Consider the following 22,381-nt stretch of genomic DNA (forward strand, 5'->3'; position numbering starts at 1 on the left):
CTTAAACCTTATTTATTTTACTTAGTAAATCTGTCGCATCAATATCGCTATGAGAAACGTGGTATAAGCAATGTCCTTTCTTAATCATCAATAACTGTGGAGATTGATGCATTACATTGAATTTTGTACTGATTTCATTCGAAATATCTCTGTGCTCTAGAAGATCTAAAAAATACAATTTAGCATCGGCTTCACTCAACTTATATTCTCTTTCAAACCCTTTGAGTGCCATTCTACTAATGCTACATCTAGTGCTGTGTTTGAATATAAATACCGGAATTGTATTAGATTCTAAAGCTATCTCATCTAATTGTTTTATTTCTGTTAAAGAATTCCACAAAAGTGGAGATTCATTGCTATCTTTATTGTCGGAATCACCGAACATCTTACTGAAAAAATTCATAATTAATAATTTTGTAATTGGTGTGTTTTTTAAAATACCGAAATTTTACTATAGTTCGATTCTCCCAAATATATAAATTAAAATTTTTTATTACGTTAAACTTTAAATAATTAATGAGTTATGAATATAAATAATTTTACGATCAAATCTCAAGAAGCACTTCAATTATCACAACAAATTGTGCAAGCGGAAGGTCAACAGCAAATTGAAAACGAGCATATTTTAAAAGCGATTTTTCAGGTTGACGAAAATGTTGCGCCGTTTTTACTTAAGAAATTAAATGTCAACTTGCCCCTTTTCAAGCAATTATTAGATAGTACTATTTCTAGCTTCCCTAAAGTGAGTGGAGGTGAAGTGCAATTTTCGAGAGAGGCAAGCAAAACATTAAATGAAGCCGAAATCATTTCCAAAAAAATGAGCGACGAATATGTATCTATTGAACATCTTCTGTTGGCAATTTTCAAGTCGAGAAGTCAAGTTGCTCAAATTTTGAAGGATCAGGGCGTTACCGAAAAAGGTTTTAAAGCAGCAATTGATGAACTTCGAAAAGGAGAACGAGTAACATCGTCTTCAGCCGAAGACACTTACAATTCATTAAATAAATACGCAAAGAATCTAAACGAAATGGCAATTAATGGAAAATTAGATCCTGTAATTGGCCGTGACGAGGAAATTAGAAGGGTTTTGCAAATTCTAACGCGTCGTACTAAGAATAATCCGATGCTCGTGGGAGAGCCTGGAGTTGGTAAAACCGCTATTGCCGAAGGTCTTGCACATAGAATTGTTGACGGTGATGTTCCCGAAAACCTCAAAGACAAAATAATTTTTTCACTCGATATGGGTGCATTAATCGCGGGAGCGAAATACAAAGGAGAGTTCGAAGAAAGATTGAAAGCGGTTATTAAAGAAGTAACAACATCTGACGGTGACATTGTATTATTTATAGACGAAATCCACACACTTGTTGGAGCGGGCGGCGGAGAAGGCGCGATGGATGCGGCAAACATTCTTAAACCAGCCTTGGCTAGGGGTGAATTACGAGCGATTGGAGCAACAACTTTGGATGAGTATCAAAAGTATTTCGAAAAAGACAAAGCATTAGAACGACGTTTCCAAAAAATCGTAGTCGATGAGCCAGATACCGAAAGTGCTATTTCTATTTTGAGAGGAATTAAAGAAAAATACGAAGCACACCATAAAGTCCGAATTAAAGACGAAGCAATTATAGCGGCAGTTGAATTGTCTCAGCGATATATTACAAATCGATTTTTGCCAGACAAAGCAATTGACTTGATTGACGAAGCTGCATCAAAACTCCGAATGGAAATCAATTCCAAACCCGAAGAGCTTGATGTCCTTGACCGACGTGTGATGCAACTTGAAATTGAAATTGAAGCCATTAAACGTGAAGATGACGAAGCAAAATCGAAATCTCTTGGAGTTGAACTTGCAAATTTGAAAGAAGAGCGAAATGAGATTTATGCAAAATGGAAAAGTGAAAAAGATGTAGTTGATAATATTCAGACCATAAAATCTGACATAGAAGATTTAAAACAAGAAGCAGAAAGAGCCGAACGTGATGGAGATTACGGTCGTGTTGCCGAAATTCGTTACGGATTAATGAAGGAAGCACAACAAAAATTAGATTCTGCACAAATTGAACTTCAGGAAAATCAGGATGGAAATTCTTTAATTAAAGAGGAAGTTACCAGAGAAGATATTGCCGAAGTAGTTGCCAAATGGACAGGGGTGCCGGTGATGAAAATGATGCAAAGTGATCGCGAAAAATTACTTCACCTTGAAGATGAATTGCACAGACGTGTGGTTGGTCAAGAAGAAGCGATTGAAGCAATTAGTGACGCGGTGCGTAGAAGTAGAGCAGGATTGCAAGATCCAAAGAAACCAATTGGCTCATTCTTATTTCTTGGTACCACCGGTGTCGGTAAAACCGAATTAGCGAAAGCTCTTGCCGAATATCTATTTGATGACGAAAATGCAATGACCCGAATTGATATGTCAGAATATCAGGAACGTCATAGCGTCAGTCGACTTATAGGAGCGCCTCCAGGATATGTAGGTTTTGAAGAAGGTGGTCAACTTACGGAGGCGGTTCGTAGAAAACCATATTCTGTTGTATTGCTCGACGAAATTGAAAAAGCCCATCCAGATACTTTCAATATTTTACTGCAATTGCTTGACGAAGGTCGATTGACCGATAATAAAGGCCGTACTGCCGACTTTAAAAATACCATTATTATTATGACTTCCAATATGGGGAGCGCCATTATTCAGGAGAAATTTGAAACTTTACAAGGTGGAATTGAAGCTGCCACTGAATCGGCAAAAGTAGAAGTACTAGCATTATTAAAGCAAACTGTCCGACCAGAATTTATAAATCGTATAGACGAAATTGTAATGTTTACGCCACTTACATCGGAGAACATTAAGCAGATTGTAGGTTTGCAGTTGAAGAGCGTTACCAGAATGCTAGCAAAGCAAAGTATTGTACTTGATGCAACTCCAGAAGCAATTTCGTATTTATCAGCGAAAGGCTACGATCCGCAATTTGGAGCTCGTCCAGTGAAAAGAATAATTCAAAAAGAAGTTTTAAATATGCTTTCAAAAGAAATCTTGAGTGGCACTGTAACTACAGATAGTATTATTTTACTAGATAGTTTTGATGGAAAATTAGTTTTTAGAAATCAAACCGACTTAGAGAGTAAATAATTTTACAAATAACTGTTCCGCTTACGCGAAATGAGGAGCGATTTGATTGATGTTTTTCGGTTATGAACTCATTTTTTCGCGCTTAGGCGGAATAGTTTCTATTTTTAATAATTTTTTTTTGTTATAAAATCTTGATTTTGAATAAGTAGCAAATTGAAATAGAAAAAATTCGATTTCTTCGAAAATTTATTGTTGGAAATGCTAATAAATGTTCTATATTTGCACCCACAATAAGGCCTCGTGGCGCAACTGAATAGCGCACTTGATTACGGCTCAAGAGGTTACTGGTTTGAATCCAGTCGAGGTCACGAATAAATGTTTAAATCAGAAAAAACGCCAAGCTTGCTTGAGCGTTTTTTTTTGATTTAAGCATTTTCAAAGCGGAGCTTTGCTGGAAATGCGAAGCAAATCCAGTCGAGGTCACTTAAGAATGAAAAGCTTACACGAAAGTGTAAGCTTTTTTGATTTAGGATACTTCTCGAAGCTTGCTTAAAGAGAAGTATCCTAAATCAAAAATGTAAAGCGACTTTTTAGTCGCTGCTTTTCATTTAGACTATGGAGCTCATTCTGGATGCGCGAAGCGAATCCCGTCCTTACCTATATTATTATTTTGTAGAGACAAGGCATGCCTTATCTCTACAAAATAATAATCACATCAATAAAACCGATCCTCTTTCCAATTCTTAACATTTGATTCTATATAATCATTGATTCGGCGATATTCGTCATCACTCCGAATTATATGGTCATGAAATTTACCCTGCCAACCATTAGTATATTCCAACCGATTTGAATTTTTCGTTACTGCTGATTTATAAGAACCAATTATAGACGAAACAGTATTTTTTCCCTGATTTTGAAATCTTGAAATTGTTTCATCATCTGCAAATTCCCTCAATCCAATTTCCGAATCCTCTGTCAAAATCAATATTCCATGAATATGATTTGGCATCACCACAAATGCACCTAATTCAACATTTTTTGCGTGATGGGGAATTTGATACCATAAAATATTGGCGATTATGCCACAATGGGATAAATTCATTTTGTTTTTGTATTGGGTTTTGGATTGCGGATTGGGTACGGGTTCGGGTTCGGGTACGGGGTCGGGTACGGGGGCGGGTAGATACAAGGCATGCCTTGTATCTACAACGTTCAACGGGACGGACGTGATTTCACCAAAATAATGATCCCTATTATGCGTACAAATTGTAATAAAATAGGCGCCAGCCCATCCATAATTCCACCAATTAGCACGCGCAGATTCTGTTCGGTATTTATTTTTGAATAGCGTCATATTCTAACTATTTAGATAGCAACAATATACAAAATTTTCAGACGAATTATTCTGCAGTTGCCGGACATCTAAACGCAAATTATTCAAAGGCGTTATTAAATAATTGTATAAAAATTTTATAGATATTATTTTCAATACCCCATTTCCATAATCCATTTCCTACCACATTAATTATCAGAATGTCATATCTTTGCATCTCCAAAAACCTTAGATTTTTTTTAAATGATATACACCGTCATTGATGTTGAGACGACTGGAAAAGGCAATAAAATTACCGAAATTTCCATTTTTAGATACAACGACAACACATTTCTAGATGAGTTTACAACCCTAGTCAACCCCAACGCATATATTCCCGATTTTATCACCGCACTTACGGGCATCGACAATACGATGGTTCAAGACGCACCAACTTTTGCCGAAGTCGCCCAAGACATTCTGAAAATAACCGAAGACGCTGTTTTTATCGCTCATAATGTCAACTTTGATTACAATGTAATTCGGAATGAGTTCAAAGAAATTGGGATAAATTTCAATCGAAGAAAACTCTGTACAGTAAGGCTTTCAAGAAATTTACTGCCTGGACATCGCTCTTACAGTTTGGGTAAAATCTGTGCAGATTTAAATATCAATATTCTAAATCGACACCGTGCGAAAGGTGATGTGGAAGCGACTGTAATTCTTTTTCATAAATTATTAGAGCAACCGGATGCCGAGGCAGTATTAGAAAAATCATTGAATAAAGCTTCGAAAGAGGCAACCTTACCGTCAAATCTTAGCCAAGAAGTTTTTGGAAATCTACCCAAGAAACCAGGTATTTATTATTTCCGTAACAAGAAAAATAAAATTATTTACGTTGGCAAAGCAATTGATATTCAGAAACGTGTTTTGGGTCACTTTTATTCGAAAACTGAAAAAGAATTAAGTCTTTGTCGCGAGACCGCCCACGTAGATTTTGAGCTGTCTGGAAGTGAGACAATCGCTTTATTGATGGAGGATTGTGCAATCAAACATCACTTTCCACCTTTTAATCAAGCGGCAAAAAGAGTTCCTAAAACGTTTTCTATTTTTACTTATACGGATAGAAAAGGCATTGCACATCTAGCCTATAATGAGACCAAGACGGCACCTAATTCACTTGCAATTTTGTATAGCATTACAGAATGCCGCGCTTTTATCCAAAAATTATGCAGTCAGTATCAGCTCTGTCCCAAATATTGTCATCTTGCCGAAGTTTGCAGTGGCGGCGATCAATTCACTCATTTTTGTCAGGGAATTTGTCAAGATTCCGAGGCTGTAGAAGCTTACAATCAACGTGTTTTTGAGGCAATAGAGCAAATTACTAGCAATTCTCAAGATGTTGTAATCAAAAAGAAAGGTCGCTATGATCATGAAGACGCCTTTATTTTGATAGAAAATGGCACCTATCTCGGCTATGGTTTCATCGATAAGTCTGAGCAAATAATGTCGAATTCTGATTTAGAGCCATTTTTAATTAAGCAAAAAGACAATTCAGATATTAAGAGAATTTTGCGGAAAGAGATTGAAAAGACACTTTCAATTTAATTTTTTGGAGCTTTTTCCTGCTTTCCGTTCCAATCTTTTGAGCCTGAAAAAAAGGCTCAAAAGGATTTCACTGCAATCAGGGCTAGGGCACTCCGTCATTTTAGAATTGTGGGGTATATACATCTAACAATCAAGCTAATCGTGCAAAATTTCTAAAAAATAATATAACCTTAGACTTCCATATTTTTAGAACTTAGACTTTCATTAAAAATATCAAATTATGAAAGCAGCACAAATACACGGACCAGGCTCAATAAAATACGACACTGTACAAGATCCTATAATAAAAAATCAAGACGACTTAATCCTCAAAGTAACCTCGACCGCTATCTGTGGGTCGGATTTACATATTTATTCTGGGGGAATTCCCCAACCGCGACCTATGACTATTGGTCACGAATTTATGGGAATCGTCGAAGAAGTCGGCAAAAATGTAACTCATCTTAAACGCGGCGACCGAATCATAGTTCCATTTCCAATCTCCTGTGGTCACTGCTTTTTTTGCGATCACGAATTGCCGGGGCATTGCGAAAATAGCAATCCCGATCATTATGGACCAGAAGGCGGTGTTCTAACCGAAAAAGGCGGAGGAATGTTTGGTTACACCGATTTGTACGGTGGTTATGATGGAGGACAAGCGCAATACGTTCGCGTTCCATACGCACATGTTGGACCACGAGTAGTGCCTGATAACCTTACCGACGAACAGGTGTTGTTTCTAACAGACATTTTTCCCACTGGATATTCTGGTGTCGATTGGGGCGAAGTGAAAGGTGGCGAAAGCGTTGCTATTTTTGGCGCGGGGCCAGTAGGAATAATGGCCGCGAAAAGCGCTGTACTGAGAGGCGCTGCAAAAGTGATTGTAATTGATACCGTGCAATATCGACTTGATAAAGCAAAGGCTTCAACCGGCTGCGATACAATTTTGTGGAACAGCGGATCAAAAGATGTAGTAGAGCAAGTTCGACAGTTTACCAAAGGTCGTGGTGCCGATGTATGCATTGACGCTGTTGGTTTTGAACCTGATAGAAATTTGCTAGAACGGGTTGACTCTGCACTAAGTTTTGAAGTTGGTTCAGTAAAAGTTTTGGAAGCTTGTATGAGCGCGGTGCGTCGTGGAGGAATCGTATCGGTATTAGGTGTCTATCCGTATTTATATGATGCTTTTCCAATTGGACAATTCTTTGACAAGGGAATTCAAATTCGAGGTGGTCAAGCGCCAGTTCACAAACATATCGATAAGTTATTAGATTATGTCAAACAAGGAAAAGTGCAACTTGATGATATAATAACCCACAGATTACCATTGAGCGAAGTGTCGCACGCCTACGATATTTTTAATAAAAAGAAAGATGGTTGTGTGAAGGTAATTCTTGATCCGTGGAAATAATTTTAGGATTATTTATATAACACTAAATGCTCGACTTTTAAATTTATTTGTCGGGCATTTTGGCTGTAAATATGAGATAGAAAATATTATAATTTTCTACGATCCTCAAAACCACTTTATCGGGATTATACTTATGTTTGTAAGTCAAATATTACACTATGAATTTCAAGAAAATCATTTCGGCGGCAACTTTAGGTTTTTGCACTTCAGGAGTATTAATTTCCTGCAATTATAAAGAATCAACTACCACAATCGAAACAATTAATAAAGCAAATATCGACAGCATTGCGGCAAATTATTACGAAGAATATCTTTCGTTTTATCCTCTAGAAGCTACGTCACAAGGAGATACTAGGTTTAATAATCAACTTCCTATTTCAATTTCACAGGAATTTATTGCTAAAGAGATAGCATTTCTAAACCGCTTTCTAGATCAATTAAATAAAGTTGATTATGAATCACTGTCTAATGACAAGAAGGTAATTTACGATGTACTTAAATATAAATTGGAAAATGACAAAGCGCAATTTGATTATAATCCACAATTAATTCCATTTACGCAGTTCGGCGGATTGCCTTTAGATTTTCCATTATTGGGAAGTGGAGAAGGAAGTCAACCTTTCAAAACCGTCAAAGATTATTATAATTGGCTAGAGCGTATGGCAATATTTCCACTTTGGATGGATGCGGCGATCGTAAATTTTAAAGAAGGACTGGACAAGGATGTCGTATTGCCTAAAATTTTGGTTGGTAAGATGATTTCACAAATGAGTGCTTCGGAATTGGTGTCAACAGATTTTTCTAAAAATATTTTTTCGGGACCAACGAGAAACTTTCCTTCAGATTTCGATAGTGCTACAAAAGCTGATCTTACTAAAAAGTACAAAGAAGCAGTAGCAAAGAATATAATACCTGCCTACAAAAAGATGGCTGATTTTTTAGCCAATGACTATTTGGCGAAAGCCAGAACCACCGATGGCTACAACGCCCTACCACAGGGACAGAAAACTTATAATTACCAAGTTGCAAGTTGGACCACCACCGACCTTGACCCCGAAGAAATTTTAGTTCTAGGTCGACAAGAAGTTAAGAGAATTCGCGACGAAATGACACAAGTGCAGAAAACACTTGGCTTCGAGGGAACTTTAGAAGAATTTCTAACTCACGTAAAAAGTGATCAAAAAGCAATGCCGTTTCAAACATCCAAAGAAATTTTGAAAGCTTTTAATGATATTTTATTAAAAATAACGCCAAAATTACAAACGATGTTTAGTGTAACTCCAAAAACACCGTTCGAAATCAGGCAGACCGAAAAATTTAGAGAAGCAACAGCAAGTGCACAATATGTGCAGGGAACGCCTGATGGCAAAAGGCCTGGTATTTTTTATATGCCCATTCCAAATCCTGCAAATTTTAATGTAACATCAGGAATGGAGTCTTTATTTTTGCACGAGGCAATTCCTGGACATCATTACCAAGTTTCGCTACAGCAAGAAAACGAAAGCTTGCCAAAGTTTATGCGATTTGGTTGGTTTGGAGCTTACGGCGAGGGTTGGGCCTTATATTGTGAATCACTGGGAACAGAATTTGGACTTTACACTGATCCTTACCAAAAAATGGGCGCTTTAAGTGACGAAATGTTGCGAGCAGTACGCTTGGTAATAGATCCGGCACTTCACACAGGTAAAATGAGTAGAGAAGAAGCGATTCAGTACTTTTTAAATAATGTCGCGTACGATAAAGCATCTGCAACTGCCGAAGTAGAACGCTATATGGCTATGCCGGGACAAGCAGTAAGTTATAAAATTGGTGCACTTAAAATCAAAGATCTGCGTAATAAATATCAAAAGCAATTAGGACCAAAATTTAATATTGCGTCCTTTCACGACGAAATTTTAAGCCAAGGTTGCTTACCTTTAAGCGTTCTAAAACGAAAAATGGCACAATGGGCCGAATCTCAAAAATAAAATTATGATCAAAAAATTAGCATTTTTTATACTGTTCTGCGGAAGCGTATCTGCTCAAGAACAGTGCAATATCGAAAAATCTAAAGAGTATCAGCAGGAACTCAATAAAGAATACTCTGACAACAAGACGACTCCACTTACCGCCGCGGATTTAAAGGATTTTACTAATCTGGATTTTTTTAAAGCCAATTCCGATTATTGTGTCGTTGCAAAAATAAAACGAACTATCAATGCTAAACCTTTTGTGATGCAGACCACCACAGATAGAAGTCCAATGTATGTGAAATATGCAGATTTGGTTTTTCTGATTGATGGCAAAGAGCAAATTTTGGAAGTGTATCAAAGTATTAAGCCAGCATCAATTGACGCTTTTAGCACAGATTTATTTCTACCTTTTACAGATTTGACTACTGGCAAAGAGTCCTACGGTGGCGGTCGTTATATGGACCTTGAAATCCCTGATGGAGATTTGATCACCTTAGATTTTAACCGCGCTTACAATCCATATTGCGCTTACAACGCAAGATATTCTTGCCCTTTGGTTCCAAAGGTGAATCATCTCGAAGTTGAGATTAGAGCAGGGGTAAAAAAATTCCACGACTAGATGATCTATTATAATTTACATACACATTCAGATCCTGAAAGTAGTACAATTGTAGCGGTGGTCAATGTTTATCCAAAGGACTATCCTACGGGCAGTAAATACTTTTCAATCGGAATTCATCCATGGTATATTGACGAAGAAAATTTTGAAAGTGAATTGGCAATTATTGAAAAAGCGGTGCAGGACAAAAATTGCATAGGGATTGGGGAATGTGGAATCGATAAAAAGATAGAAACAAACATCAACTTGCAAACTAAAGTTTTTGAGCGACAATTGCTTCTTGCCGAAAAATATCAAATTCCCGTTATTTTACATCTTGTTGCGGCTTATGACGAATTGATTGCGATGAAAAACGATTTGAATATTACCGTACCACTTATTATCCACGGATTTGCAAAAAGTCCTGAATTGGCACAGCAGTTGGAATCGCATGGAATTATTTTGTCCTTTGGAAAATACTTATTACGAAATCCTAATCTAGCTGAATCGCTAAATGCAATTGCTGACAAAAGCTTCTTATTAGAAACAGATTTAAGCGAAGACACAATTCAAGAGATATATCTCAAAGCCGCCGAGGCAAAAAATATAACTTTAACTGAACTGCACTCAATAATACAACGTAACTTTGCACGCATATTTTCAAAATATAAAATCTAAAGTAAATACCGTACAGAATGGCAGAATGGTTAAGCAGAGCCGAGTTATTATATAAAAAAGAAGGTTTAGAAAGATTGCACAATGCCAACATTTTGGTAGTAGGTTTGGGAGGAGTTGGATCTTTTGCTGCAGAATTCTTGGTACGATCGGGCATTGGAAAAATCACAATAGTTGATGCAGACACTGTTGATATTTCAAATATTAATAGACAATTGCCAGCACTTAATTCAACTATAGGTTTAAATAAAGTTGACGTTGTTGCTCAACGACTATTGGATATAAATCCCGAATTAAAACTTACTCCAATCAAAGAATTTTTATCACCGGAGCGTGCTTTCGAAATCGTAACGGACGAATTTGATTTCGTGGTGGATTGCATTGACAGCGTTACTCCGAAAATCAATTTGATTATCGCGGCCAAACGCAAACGCGTAAAAATTGTTAGTTGCATGGGAGCAGGAGGAAAGATGGAAGCTTCCAAAGTAAAAGTTGGCGATATTAAGAATACCGAAAACTGCTTTTTGGCCAAAGCTATAAAAAAACGTCTAAAGGAAGTCAAAATTGACAAAGGTGTAAAAGTCGTATATAGTTCCGAAATTCAAGACGAATCAAGTTTAAAAACCACAGACGGCAGCAATTACAAAAAATCCTTTTATGGCACCAATAGTTATATGCCAGGACTTTTTGGACTTTATGCCGCCGAAACAGTAATTAGACATATTTTAAAAAAATCAAAAGATGATCAAGACAGTATTGTTTGATATGGATGGGGTAATCGTGGACACAGAGCCTGTACACCGTTTTGCCTATTTCGAACATTTTAAAGAATTGGGAATAGATGTGACCGAGGAGATGTTTACAACCTATACAGGAAATTCTACCCGCAATGTTTTTCAAAGAATTAAAGAGCATTTTGGATTAGACCACGAAGTGGAAAGTTTGATTCAACGCAAGCGAAGTATTTTTAATGATGCCTTTGATTATAAGGAAGATTTGACGCTGCTAGAGGGCGTTGAAGATTTGATTAAAGACTTTCACTCAAATGGAATTCAAATGATTCTGGCTTCTTCTGCCTCAAAAGTCACGATTGACAGAGTTTTTAGACGTTTTAATTTGCATCAGTATTTTAGTCATATTGTCAGTGGCGAAGATTTTCCGAAATCAAAACCAGACCCCGCAATTTTTCTACACGCGGCCAGGCTAAGTGGCGACTCTCGTGACCAATGTATTGTTATTGAAGATAGCACAAACGGTGTAAAGGCGGCAAATGCTGCAAATATTTTTTGTATTGGATACAGAAGTTTCCATTCGAAATTGCAAAATCTTGAAACGGCCGATATGATAATTTCAAAATTTTCGGAGATCGATGCCGCGAAAGTACGCTCAATTACAGGGAAAATTATTGCTTAAGATTTGGAAAAACAAAATTGAATTAAGTATTTATTAACTAATAGTTTTAACTTGAAATCGTATTTTTGAAGATTAACGAAATTTAAAGAACATTATGAAAAATATTTTCGCTACTTTCTTGTTAGTTTGCGCAACTGCAAGCTTTAACGCTCAGGTAAAAACACCACAACAAAGTCCAAAAGCTATTGTAAATCAGACCGTAGGTCTTACAAATGTTGAATTAGAATATTCACGTCCAAGTACAAAAGGCCGTATTATTTTTGGAGATCTTGTTCCTTTTGGAAAAATGTGGAGAACAGGAGCAAACGAGAATTCGGTTATTACCTTCAGCGATGACGTTGTTATTGATGGTAAAACATTGAAGAAAGGTAAATATTCAATCTTTACAATGCCGAAAGTAGAGAGCTGGGATGTAATTTTTTATACCGCTACAGACAATTGGGGATTGCCAGCTGAGTGGAATGAAGCAAATGTTGCATTAAAAACCACGGTAAAACCGGAGTCTTTGTGTAGAAATGTAGAATCATTAACTATCGCTATTAGCAGTTTGGATATTAATTATGGAGTGTTAGAAATTTCTTGGGAGAAAGCGCTGGCAGCTGTAAAATTTGAGGTTCCTTCGAAAAAAGCTGCGATGGCAAGTATTGCAAAAACTTTGGCAGGAGCGACTTCAAGAGACTATTTCGACGCCGCATCTTATTATTATCAATCTGGCGAAGACATGAATCAGGCTTTGACTTACGTAAATAAAGCGTTGGAATTAAGCCAAGACAAACCATTCTTTTACTTGCGTCAAAAATCTTTGATACAAGCTAAGTTGGGTGACAAAAAAGGTGCAATCGAAACTGCAAAGCTTTCTCTTGCCGCTGCTCAAAAAGCTAATAATATGGATTACGTAAAAATGAATCAAGACAGCATTTCTGCGTGGTCTAAATAATTTTCTCTTATATCATTCAAAAAGCATCTCATTGAGGTGCTTTTTTTGTTTTATAGCAATTGCATATTTTGGCTTTCGCCGAAAGACTTCAACTTTTTTAGAATATTTTCTAGAACAAAGACAATTATGAAATTCTCAGGCGCGGGGAGAGAAGGGGATTTTGCCATTTCCGAAGGTATACTGAATGGATTGAAGTTTTTGTGGCTGATGGAAATTTATTTTATAGGTGATATACATAGGACTTCGTCAATAGTTGATCTATAACGACCATTCAGGGCTTGCGAAAATTGTTTAATTTGTAGTTTTATAGGGACTGTCCTTTGCTAGATAATTTCGCACTTACAGGGCAAGTTTAAAGGGATAAATTAATTTCTAAAATGATATTTACAACTTTTTAATTCTAATTAAAATGTCCTAAGTCTTAAAAGAACGACATACAAAAGGAATGGATGGAATCCATTCATACAGGAATTATTATTAATCAATAATCTTGAAAGGGCGGTATAATATTTTGTGAAAAATTTGAATCTAAGATGTAACCCATAGCCGTGATAGGAGCGGAAATCCCGCAGGCAGTAGGGCTATTTTTTCCTGACATAATAGAGCGACCAACGGAAGCTCCTATTATGTCATTGGAAAAAAAGTCCTGCAACGAGGAATTGTAGTGGATAGCGCGATTAGCTTCAAAAGATTATAATTCTGATTGTAGCTTGACCGCTTTTGGTGTATTGAATATTGTAAATTGTAATAAAATTGCAATAATGATTGTCAGCATTGCCCCGATAAAATTTAGCCATAAAAAGCTTACCACATCTAAATAATAAATATAAAATATGGCTAGTTGACTTACAACTGTACTCCAAAATATAGCTTGAGCTTTGACGAATTTGATGTAAAATCCAACTAGGAATATTCCTAAAACGGTTCCGTAAAACACCGATCCGACAATATTTACCAACTGAATAAGATTTTCGAACAAGGTACCGACGCAGGCAAAAAGGATGGCGATAATTCCCCATAATAGGGTGAAGACTTTGGTGGCATTTACGTAATGTTTGTCTGATTTCACACCTTTCAAATTCCTTTTGTAGATATCAATTGCGGTGGTAGATGCAAGCGCCGTAAGACCTGAAGCCGATGAAGACATCGCTGCCGAGAGAATTACCGCAAGTAACAAACCAATCAATCCTTGAGGTAGATAATTTAGAATAAAGTGGATAAAAACGTAATCTTTGTCATTGGTTTCGGTCTTATTATCTGCTTTTGAAATAAGAACTTTTGCCTCTTCACGCAATTCTTTTTCCTTGCCCGAAAGGCCAATAAGTTGTTGTCGTAAAATAGGATTGTCGTAATTCTGATTCAGATGATCAATGTATAATAAATTGAGTTCCTTTTTCTCTTCGGAGAGGGTTACCAATTTTGCTTCTAGATTGTTGTACTCTTCCTTATATACTGTCTGTTCAACAGCTATCTTATTGTTCGGATTGAAATTTAAAGGAACATCATTAAATTGGAAAAATACAAAAACCATTACTCCTGTAAGAAGGATGAAAAACTGCATCGGAACTTTGAGAAGTCCATTCATAATTAATCCCATCTGACTTTCTTTGACAGATTTGCCAGATAAATAACGTCCTACCTGCGACTGATCGGTTCCGAAATAAGCTAGGGCAAGGAAGAAGCCTCCAGTGATTCCACTCCAGAAAGTATATCTTTTCTCTGGATCAAAAGAAAAATCGACAATATCCATTTTGTCATTTGCACCAGCAATATGCAGCGCGTTGCTAAAAGTCATATCATTTGGCAAATAATGTAAAATCAAGAAAAAAGTAATAAACATTCCAGACATAATTACAAACATCTGCTGCTTTTGAGTGACATTTACCGCCTTTGTACCTCCCGAAACGGTGTAAATAATAACCAAGATTCCGATTAGAATATTCATCGCAGTCAAATTCCACCCTAAAATTGTAGATAAAATAATTGAGGGCGCATAAATCGTTAATCCGGTTCCTAGACCACGCTGTATCAAGAAAAGCATTGCCGCTAATGAACGTGTTTTTAAATCAAAACGCTGTTCAAGATATTCGTAAGCGGTATAAACTTTGAGTCGATGGTAAATTGGAATAAAGGTCATACATATGACCACCATGGCAATTGGCAGTCCAAAATAAAACTGCACAAAGCCCATTCCGTCGTGGTAAGCTTGACCGGGAGTTGATAGAAATGTGATGGCACTAGCTTGCGTCGCCATTACCGAAAGTCCAACTACATGCCAAGGAGTTTCGTTATTTCCTAAAATAAAATCTTTGACATCCTTACTTCCGCGAGTTTTATAAACCCCGAATGATACTATTGATAGTAGGGTTACAACTAGTATTATCCAATCAATTTGCTGCATCTTTTATGAGAATATTTGCATTAGAAAATAAAAAGTTACGATGTACAGAAAATTTGCAATAAGCACCCAAGAGTAACTTTTTTTCCAGACTGGTTTTGTGTTATTTTTCATTTTAATAAGGAATTGAAATCATATTTGCCATCAACTTAAAAGCACCGCTAACTCCTGCCGGAAGTTCTCTAAAAAAGCTGATACCGGTGTAAATATATTGCCCTTTGCCGTACTTTGCCACCAAAATTGCTCCGTCCTTGGGATCTTCGCCGTAATCGTGCGCTGATATAATTGGAGTGAAAGCTTTGTCCCATTTGTTAGGATAATAAAGGCCTTGCTCTTGTGTCCAACCTTCAAAATCTTTGGAAGTAATTTTGTTCGGGAAGTTTAGTATAGAATGTTGCGGCGCCAAAAATGTAACTTTAGCATTTTCGTCCGTTACTCTATCTTTGGAAATTGTAAGTGGAAACGGCGCTAGTTTATCACTAACTAAATTTCCGAGAGTATTATATTGTACGATCATCGTCTTGCCAGAATGTACAAAGTCTAAAAGTAAATCTTGCTTAAGTCCAAGTTCAGTAATGGTATTGTAGGCGCGAATTCCGGTGATAACGACATCAAATTTATAAAGACTTTCTTTGGAAATTTCAGAAGGATTTAAAATCTGTACATCATATCCCATTTGAGATAAGCTTGTGGCTACTTCATCTCCGGCACCCATAATGTATCCAATTTTTTGTTTACCTGTTTTGATGTCTAGTTTAATGAATTTAGCATGAGCTTTTTGTAAAACTTGTTGCTTGGCGATGTGTGGATAGCGTATATAGGTTTGCTCCATATCATATGTTTTTCCATCCATCAAAACAACCGCATGCGCCGTAACTTCTTCCTGATCTTTTGGAGGGTTTACTGTAAAAATAAAGGTTTCTTCTGATCCTTTTAGCGAAAGCGAAAATGGAATCTCACTAGGACTTACTTCCCAATTTTGTGGAAGTTGCAGTCTCAAAATTCCATTTGCTGAATCTTTTCCCGCTTTTACTTTTACAATTACATCCTGCTTTTTCTTAGTAAAAATCTGAACTTTTTCGGTTATCGAGGTCGTAACTGCTGGAATTAAATCGAAGTTCTCGAAAATTTCTCCAGTAACAGGATCATTATATTTATATGCAACCTCCTGCGTTTTTGCAATTTCTACACCATCAATTAAGAAGTTGTATTTAAGTCTTACTGATCTTTCTGCCTGTGGTTTGCCTCGGTCTTTTTGGTCTGCAACATAATACATACCTTCTGTCGCTTGATCATTTAGATAGTAGGGTGAGGAGTAGGGAGCATTGTCTAATCTAATTGAAGTGGTAATTTTCTCAGATTTGTTATTGCTGAGATTTTTGTTTAAAATTTTCTTCTCATTGGTTGGAAAGGCAGTAATGGAAGCAAGTATAACGGGAACCGAGCTTCTATTGGTAAATTCCATCGCAACTTGAATAGCATCATTGGGTGTAGCATCAGGTTGATGGGTAACGGCTTCAGTATAAAGTCCTAAGCATGCGAGAATAATTTCTGAAATTTCATTGGTTTTGACTGATTTCCAATGAATATTGGTTAGGTTTTGAATTAATTTGTAAGCTTTAAGCAGTTCGCCAACCGAAGCCGAGGGATTATTAAAGTCAAATTTAGTTTGAACGTCTTCTAAAATTTTTCCAATTTCTTGTCCACCTTGCACACGATTCCACGAAGTATCAATTCCTTCGAAAATATCAGATGTACTGATTTTTTTTCCCTTTATAAATTCAAGATATTCGGTGTCATTACCACGACTTCCGGTAGATCCAAAACCTTGAGATTGATGTCTGCTACGGCTGAGAGCTGCAATTTCTTGATTGCTTTTTCCGCGAGAGTTGTAGTAAACACCGGTTGGAATACTTGTAAAATTTGATTTATCTGCCTTATCAAAAGCTTCTTGACTTCCGTAAAAAAAGTAAGATACATTAAAAAATGCACGTGTAGGTTTCCATGTATTTACGTATGAAAGTTGTGAGGGAAATTTGGATGGATCACCCGCAAAATCAAAGCTTTCAAGACTCAGCATTGCCGAAGCAGTGTGATGTCCATGGGTTGTACCTGGAGTTCTGGCATCAAATCTGTTAATAATAACGTCTGGCTGAAAGTTTCGAACCACCCAAACGATGTCACTAAGAACCTGATCTTTATCCCATATTTTTAAAGTTTCGTCGGGCAATTTAGAATATCCAAAGTCGTTTGCCCTAGAAAAGTATTGAATACCCCCATCAATTTTTCGCGCTTCGATAAGTTCCTGAGTTCTAATAACGCCTAGTTGCTCTCTTAATTCCGTTCCAATTAAATTCTGACCTCCATCGCCTCGAGTAAGAGACAAATAGGCAGTCCTCGCGTGAACGCTATTTGAATAGTAGGAAATTAACCTAGTATTTTCATCATCAGGATGTGCGGCGAGGTACAGTACAGATCCTAAAAAATTTAATTTTTGGATATCACTATAAATTGCTGCAGCATCTTTTTTTATTGGAGTTTGAGAGTTTGAAATTTGTGGCAGGAGTATAAAACAATAGAGCAGAAAAAAAGAGGTCTTTAGCATTAAATTGAAAATTATGATAAATTTCAAATATACTAAAAACCTCTTGTTTCTATTGCAACTCATGGTTAATAATGAGTGTTAAAGAGTGTTAACTGTCTTCTTTTTTTAATCTCCCTTTCGAATTATAAGGATATAAAATTTTATGAATTGCTAGTAATTCAGTAATATTATCACCAAAATAATCATCAATTTTTACTCGGTGATTATTGTATAGCGAGTAGCCACCGTAGTTTTCGGGAAAACTTTCAGCACTAATCCACTGCTTGTTTACGCGAAATAAAAATAAATTGGTTTGAGTATCAAAATACGCTTGTAGATTGGGATAATAAAAATATCGTGCTTCAGCTTTTTTCGACGATTCAGCTTTTACAGTAGTTGTTTTTAAAACCGAAGTTTGCGAATATGATACTGTAGAAGTTAGCAAGAAAAACAGTATTAAGTATGCAAATTTTGTTTTCATAATAATTTGGGGTTATAAGAATACTTGAGGTAATTTACTCTGAGCAAAACTAACAAAAAAAATGTTTAGTCGGTTAAGTTGTTCAAATTAATCGATTAAATGCACAGGTATTTTAAAAGCTGGGTATTTATCTTACAATGAAATACTGGCTTTTGCCTTGATGTTTTAGTAAAGTGCTATTTAGAGCTAAATAGAAAAGGGCTGAAAAGGTTGGGTCTAATACATTCCCTTTAAATCTAGAGCAAAAAAAACTGCCGATATATAATCGACAGTTTTATCTTTATCAATAATAAGTTGAAATTATAGGATCAATATCAACAATAAAATTACAATTATAATCGCACCAACTGATAGATAAATCCCGTTTCCACTAGATTTCAAATCTGCTTTGATAGCTTTAACTTCTTTACGAAGTTCTCTTTTCTCTGCTCTTGACATATCAGATTTATCCATGTCTTTAATTTCATTCAAACGATTAATTAAAGATTCGGCGTGAGCAGCATTAGCAGCAGTTTCAATAGGAGTTACAGGCTTGTCAATAGAGGCGTGCATTGGGGTAAATGTTACAGACATAATAGCAAGCAACATAAGTACGAATGATTTTTTCATGGTATTTTATTTTTTAGAGTTATCTCTGACAAATTTAGTTTACACTGTCTCTATAATATTACAAAATTAACGTTATAATTTCTAGAATTTACATTTTACCTTGATCTAATACTTTGTGTAACCTGATATTTCTAGACCATAACCTATCATTCCAACTCGTTTTGATTGCTCCGAATTTGTTAAAAGATTAAGCTTAGAAATATCCAAATCATGTAAAATCTGTGCACCAATACCAAAATCTTTATTGTCCATTTTTATTTCTGGAGCTTGCATAGTTCCCTGCGCTTGCAATACTTTAAGTTCAGAAAGTCTGTTTAGTAAATCACTTGAGTGATTTTCTTGGTTTATAAAAACAACAGCACCTTGCTCATTCTCATTCAATTTTGCAAAAATTCGGTCTAATTTATCCCCTTCACTTTGAGTAAGCGTTCCAAGTATATCGTTGTTTATAGCATGTGAATTGATTCTGGTAAGAACAACGTCGCCATCGTTCCACGTGCCTTTGGTAAGCGCAATATGCACTTGTTTATTTGTTGTTTGTTGATAAGCGCGCAGGCGGAAAGTTCCAAATCTTGTCTGAACGTCATAATCTTCTTTTTTAACAATAAGACTATCGTGCTTCATTCTGTAGGCAACAAGATCTTCGATAGAAACAATTTTAAGATCAAATTTTCTGGCCACCTCCATCAATTGCGGAAGCCTAGCCATCGATCCATCTTCATTTAGAATTTCGACCAAAATTCCAGCAGATTTTAATCCAGCAAGTCTGGCAAAGTCAATTGTTGCTTCTGTATGTCCAGTTCTTCTTAGCACACCGCCTTGTTTTGCTCTCAATGGGAAAATGTGTCCTGGACGTCCTAAATCCTCTGGCTGTGTATTATCATCAGCTAGCGCCAACACAGTTTTAGCTCTATCGTGCACAGAAATTCCAGTAGTACAGCCTTGACCAATAAGATCGACTGATACGGTAAATTGTGTTTCGTGCAAAACTGTATTATTAGTAACCATCAAATTTAAATCTAACTCTTTACATCTTCGCTCGGTAAGAGGCGCACAAATAAGCCCTCTACCATTTGTAGCCATAAAATTGATCATCTCAGGAGTTACTTTTTCTGCGGCTGCAACAAAATCTCCTTCGTTTTCGCGGCCTTCGTCGTCAACAACAATAATTATCTTGCCTTGACGAATTTCTTCGATCGCTTCTTCAATAGTATTTAGTGCAATAGCATCAGTCGTCATAATATTATTTTTTTGTGGGTATAAATTTTTTAAATATTTTTTGGATAGGATCTAAAATTCGATCGAAGTTTATTAACCCTACGTCGTTTGTTGCTCTATATGTAAGCAAAACAGCCAGAGGTGCTAATACAATCGATGACATCCATGTTCCTAAAAAAGGAGAAATTTCATTCTCTTGAGCGATTTTCTTGCCAAAGGTATTTATAAAGTGGAAGATGATAAATATTAATACAGCAAAAACTATTGGAAGTCCCAATCCTCCTTTGCGTATAATAGCGCCTAAAGGAGCACCGATAAAGAACATCAGAAAACATGAAAATGCGATTACAAATTTTTCGTAAAAAGCGATCCAGTGACTATTGATATTCTTCTGCTTATTTTCAAATTCTATTTTAGAACTGCTTATTCCAAAAGAAGTATTTAAAACAAAACTATTAGCAACTTTCAAAATTTCGATTTGATCGGTCTTATCAAATAAATTCAAAACAGCTGTACTATTTGGAAGTTTTTTAGTTTGGACAACTGGCAAATCGATAGTATTTGTTTGCGGTAAATAGGGATTTAGAATTCCTGTTCTTTGATGGCTATTTTCTGAAAACGATTTTAATTCTTTCATGTAGTCTAGATCGAGCGAATCAATTGTGTACCGCAGTTCGTCAACTGTTAGCATCGTATTAGTATTACTTATCTGAGTATCGTCCAAATTACTACCTGTAAGCGTTGAAAGATCAATATTTAGGATATATTTTTTAAAAGAGCTTTTAGCAAAGGGTACTTTATTTCGGTCTTGGAAGTTTTTTGGAATTACATCTTCGTAATAATAGCCATCATTAAGTACTAATTGCAAAACACTAGATTGCTTACTACTAATAAGCTCGCCAGTTTTTGCTTTGATAACTGTGGAATTCCGAGTATCTAATTTAGACTTTTTGTGAATGGTGATTCCAGTAAGAAATCGCCCATCTTTTCCGGATTTTTTGTTGACTTTGATGTTGTAATCACCCACGTCATTAAACTGCCCTTCGGCGATGGCAAGAGCAGGTTGGACTTGAGCTAAATTTTTACGAAAATTTACAAACTTATATTCCGCAAATGGAATTATATTATTTGCAAAGGCGAAAGCGGCAATCGCGAGAATTGCTATAAAAACCGATAAACCACGCATCGCCCGATTAAGTGAAATACCCGCCGATTTCATTGCAGCAAACTCATAATTCTCTGAGAGATTACCAAAGGTCATAATTGAAGCAAGTACAATCGAGAGCGGAAGTACAAGAGGTACAACGCTTGGCATTTTATAAATAAGAAACTTGAAAATAAGAAGCACATCCAGGTCTTTCCCAGCAAGTTCTCCTATAAATAGCCAAACCGTTTGTAGAATAAAAATTAAAAATAAGATTACAAATACAGTTCCGAATGTAGTTATAAAGCTTGTAAGAATGTACTTGTCAAGTATTTTCACAGAACTTAATCGAGTTTATTAATGTAATAGTTAGGATATTTATTCTGCGCAAATATAAATTGATTTTTTGACAGTGGCTGATTGGTTTTAAAAGAATTAACAGTGAGTGTTGTCTTCGTACCATTTTTGCCGCTTTCAATCAAATTATAGATATGTTTTGTCTGAATATCGATTCCTAAAAGGATGTCTTTTCGCTGATCTTTAGAGCTAATTGGAGTCAATTTTACATACTGAATTTTTCGTCCTTTTACGTTTTGCAAAATATCCCAATCATATTTATATCCTTTATTAAAGAATGTCAACATTTTGGATGGGGTAATTGCATTATCGTCATTATCATCAACTTTACTAATAGATACTTCTTCATCTTCTGGAACTATAGTATAAGTTTTTTGACCGTCAAAAATTTTAGTAACACCCATAAAATTAAGCAAATACTTATTGCCCTGCATGGTAACATTTCCTTTGCTGTCTTGATTGATATTTTCTTTTGCGTTATTGAGTTGATATTTAAAATCAATTGCAATATTATCGTAAGATTTAATCTTTGAAGTTACTTCATCGAGTAGTGCTTTTGCCTTTTTATCTTGAGCTTGCGCGCTAAATGTGATTAATGCAATAAGTAAAATCTGTACTAACTTTTTCATTTT

General features: G+C 36.0%; 18 protein-coding genes and 1 tRNA gene. 10 read left to right on the forward strand and 9 right to left on the reverse strand.

Features of this window, described 5'->3' with window-relative positions:
* Window position 1: 1 nt before the first annotated feature.
* Window positions 2-403: a bacillithiol system redox-active protein YtxJ gene (gene ytxJ / locus SBO79_RS10405; RefSeq protein WP_318640335.1), complete on the reverse strand. Its 402-nt coding sequence runs from the start codon at window positions 401-403 to the stop codon at window positions 2-4.
* A gap of 120 nt (window positions 404-523) precedes the next feature.
* On the opposite strand from ytxJ, the gene clpB reads away from it, so the two are divergent.
* Window positions 524-3,130 (forward strand): ATP-dependent chaperone ClpB, encoded by a 2,607-nt coding sequence (gene clpB, locus SBO79_RS10410; protein ID WP_318640336.1) that lies wholly within the window; start codon window positions 524-526, stop codon window positions 3,128-3,130.
* Between the two features lie 234 nt (window positions 3,131-3,364).
* A tRNA-Arg gene (locus SBO79_RS10415) sits at window positions 3,365-3,438 on the forward strand.
* A 347-nt stretch (window positions 3,439-3,785) separates the two neighbouring features.
* Here SBO79_RS10415 and SBO79_RS10420 read toward each other — a convergent pair.
* Complete coding sequence (locus tag SBO79_RS10420) at window positions 3,786-4,427, reverse strand: transposase (protein ID WP_318640337.1); 642 nt, start codon at window positions 4,425-4,427, stop codon at window positions 3,786-3,788.
* A gap of 222 nt (window positions 4,428-4,649) precedes the next feature.
* Between SBO79_RS10420 and SBO79_RS10425 the strand changes: the two genes are divergently transcribed.
* The 8 genes from SBO79_RS10425 (at window position 4,650) to SBO79_RS10460 (ending at window position 12,958) form a co-directional block, all read left to right on the forward strand.
* The gene (locus SBO79_RS10425; RefSeq protein ID WP_318640338.1) at window positions 4,650-5,993 is read left to right on the forward strand and encodes an exonuclease domain-containing protein; all 1,344 of its coding nucleotides are present in this window, start codon (window positions 4,650-4,652) and stop codon (window positions 5,991-5,993) included.
* A 220-nt stretch (window positions 5,994-6,213) separates the two neighbouring features.
* On the forward strand, window positions 6,214-7,383 hold the full coding sequence (locus SBO79_RS10430; protein ID WP_318640339.1) for a zinc-dependent alcohol dehydrogenase: 1,170 nt from the start codon (window positions 6,214-6,216) through the stop codon (window positions 7,381-7,383).
* A gap of 158 nt (window positions 7,384-7,541) precedes the next feature.
* On the forward strand, window positions 7,542-9,350 hold the full coding sequence (locus tag SBO79_RS10435; RefSeq protein ID WP_318640340.1) for a DUF885 domain-containing protein: 1,809 nt from the start codon (window positions 7,542-7,544) through the stop codon (window positions 9,348-9,350).
* A gap of 4 nt (window positions 9,351-9,354) precedes the next feature.
* Window positions 9,355-9,954, forward strand: a complete 600-nt coding sequence (locus SBO79_RS10440; protein WP_318640341.1) for a DUF1684 domain-containing protein — start codon at window positions 9,355-9,357, stop codon at window positions 9,952-9,954.
* Window positions 9,955-10,611, forward strand: coding sequence for a TatD family hydrolase (locus SBO79_RS10445; protein WP_318640342.1), 657 nt, complete (start codon window positions 9,955-9,957; stop codon window positions 10,609-10,611).
* 17 nt (window positions 10,612-10,628) lie between these two features.
* Window positions 10,629-11,372: a tRNA threonylcarbamoyladenosine dehydratase gene (locus tag SBO79_RS10450; RefSeq protein WP_318640343.1), complete on the forward strand. Its 744-nt coding sequence runs from the start codon at window positions 10,629-10,631 to the stop codon at window positions 11,370-11,372.
* Window positions 11,350-12,021 carry an HAD family hydrolase gene (locus SBO79_RS10455; RefSeq protein ID WP_318640344.1) on the forward strand — a complete coding sequence of 224 codons (672 nt, stop codon included), beginning with the start codon at window positions 11,350-11,352 and terminating at the stop codon, window positions 12,019-12,021. Before SBO79_RS10450 ends, SBO79_RS10455 begins: the two co-directional genes overlap by 23 nt.
* Before the next feature lie 94 nt (window positions 12,022-12,115).
* On the forward strand, window positions 12,116-12,958 hold the full coding sequence (locus SBO79_RS10460; RefSeq protein ID WP_318640345.1) for a DUF2911 domain-containing protein: 843 nt from the start codon (window positions 12,116-12,118) through the stop codon (window positions 12,956-12,958).
* A gap of 691 nt (window positions 12,959-13,649) precedes the next feature.
* Here SBO79_RS10460 and SBO79_RS10465 read toward each other — a convergent pair.
* The 7 genes from SBO79_RS10465 to SBO79_RS10495 all read right to left on the reverse strand — a co-directional run bounded on the left by SBO79_RS10465 (window position 13,650) and on the right by SBO79_RS10495 (window position 22,378).
* Window positions 13,650-15,359, reverse strand: coding sequence for a sodium:solute symporter family protein (locus SBO79_RS10465; RefSeq protein WP_318640346.1), 1,710 nt, complete (start codon window positions 15,357-15,359; stop codon window positions 13,650-13,652).
* Between the two features lie 112 nt (window positions 15,360-15,471).
* Window positions 15,472-17,961: a PIG-L family deacetylase gene (locus SBO79_RS10470; RefSeq protein ID WP_318640347.1), complete on the reverse strand. Its 2,490-nt coding sequence runs from the start codon at window positions 17,959-17,961 to the stop codon at window positions 15,472-15,474.
* An 88-nt stretch (window positions 17,962-18,049) separates the two neighbouring features.
* A complete protein-coding gene (locus SBO79_RS10475; protein ID WP_318640348.1) occupies window positions 18,050-18,421 on the reverse strand; it encodes a hypothetical protein in 372 nt (123 codons plus the stop codon).
* A gap of 300 nt (window positions 18,422-18,721) precedes the next feature.
* Entirely contained in the window at window positions 18,722-19,030 is a 309-nt protein-coding gene (locus tag SBO79_RS10480; RefSeq protein WP_318640349.1) for a hypothetical protein, read from the reverse strand.
* A 105-nt stretch (window positions 19,031-19,135) separates the two neighbouring features.
* Window positions 19,136-20,269: a 3,4-dihydroxy-2-butanone-4-phosphate synthase gene (ribB, locus tag SBO79_RS10485; RefSeq protein WP_318640350.1), complete on the reverse strand. Its 1,134-nt coding sequence runs from the start codon at window positions 20,267-20,269 to the stop codon at window positions 19,136-19,138.
* A gap of 4 nt (window positions 20,270-20,273) precedes the next feature.
* A complete protein-coding gene (locus SBO79_RS10490; protein WP_318640351.1) occupies window positions 20,274-21,731 on the reverse strand; it encodes an LptF/LptG family permease in 1,458 nt (485 codons plus the stop codon).
* Between the two features lie 5 nt (window positions 21,732-21,736).
* Window positions 21,737-22,378, reverse strand: a complete 642-nt coding sequence (locus SBO79_RS10495; protein WP_318640352.1) for an outer membrane lipoprotein periplasmic chaperone LolA1 — start codon at window positions 22,376-22,378, stop codon at window positions 21,737-21,739.
* Window positions 22,379-22,381 lie beyond the last annotated feature (3 nt).

Origin of the sequence: Flavobacterium ardleyense (assembly GCF_033547075.1) — a bacterium.
In the GTDB taxonomy this organism is placed as follows: domain Bacteria; phylum Bacteroidota; class Bacteroidia; order Flavobacteriales; family Flavobacteriaceae; genus Flavobacterium; species Flavobacterium ardleyense_A.

Excerpts from the sequence above, each read along its gene's own strand:
- ytxJ (WP_318640335.1), bottom strand. The coding sequence starts at position 403 with ATGAATTTTTTCAGTAAGATGTTCGGTGATTCCGACAATAAAGATAGC.
- clpB (WP_318640336.1), top strand. The coding sequence starts at position 524 with ATGAATATAAATAATTTTACGATCAAATCTCAAGAAGCACTTCAATTA.
- SBO79_RS10420 (WP_318640337.1), bottom strand. The coding sequence starts at position 4,427 with ATGACGCTATTCAAAAATAAATACCGAACAGAATCTGCGCGTGCTAAT.
- SBO79_RS10425 (WP_318640338.1), top strand. The coding sequence starts at position 4,650 with ATGATATACACCGTCATTGATGTTGAGACGACTGGAAAAGGCAATAAA.
- SBO79_RS10430 (WP_318640339.1), top strand. The coding sequence starts at position 6,214 with ATGAAAGCAGCACAAATACACGGACCAGGCTCAATAAAATACGACACT.
- SBO79_RS10435 (WP_318640340.1), top strand. The coding sequence starts at position 7,542 with ATGAATTTCAAGAAAATCATTTCGGCGGCAACTTTAGGTTTTTGCACT.
- SBO79_RS10440 (WP_318640341.1), top strand. The coding sequence starts at position 9,355 with ATGATCAAAAAATTAGCATTTTTTATACTGTTCTGCGGAAGCGTATCT.
- SBO79_RS10445 (WP_318640342.1), top strand. The coding sequence starts at position 9,955 with ATGATCTATTATAATTTACATACACATTCAGATCCTGAAAGTAGTACA.
- SBO79_RS10450 (WP_318640343.1), top strand. The coding sequence starts at position 10,629 with ATGGCAGAATGGTTAAGCAGAGCCGAGTTATTATATAAAAAAGAAGGT.
- SBO79_RS10455 (WP_318640344.1), top strand. The coding sequence starts at position 11,350 with ATGATCAAGACAGTATTGTTTGATATGGATGGGGTAATCGTGGACACA.
- SBO79_RS10460 (WP_318640345.1), top strand. The coding sequence starts at position 12,116 with ATGAAAAATATTTTCGCTACTTTCTTGTTAGTTTGCGCAACTGCAAGC.
- SBO79_RS10465 (WP_318640346.1), bottom strand. The coding sequence starts at position 15,359 with ATGCAGCAAATTGATTGGATAATACTAGTTGTAACCCTACTATCAATA.
- SBO79_RS10470 (WP_318640347.1), bottom strand. The coding sequence starts at position 17,961 with ATGCTAAAGACCTCTTTTTTTCTGCTCTATTGTTTTATACTCCTGCCA.
- SBO79_RS10475 (WP_318640348.1), bottom strand. The coding sequence starts at position 18,421 with ATGAAAACAAAATTTGCATACTTAATACTGTTTTTCTTGCTAACTTCT.
- SBO79_RS10480 (WP_318640349.1), bottom strand. The coding sequence starts at position 19,030 with ATGAAAAAATCATTCGTACTTATGTTGCTTGCTATTATGTCTGTAACA.
- ribB (WP_318640350.1), bottom strand. The coding sequence starts at position 20,269 with ATGACGACTGATGCTATTGCACTAAATACTATTGAAGAAGCGATCGAA.
- SBO79_RS10495 (WP_318640352.1), bottom strand. The coding sequence starts at position 22,378 with ATGAAAAAGTTAGTACAGATTTTACTTATTGCATTAATCACATTTAGC.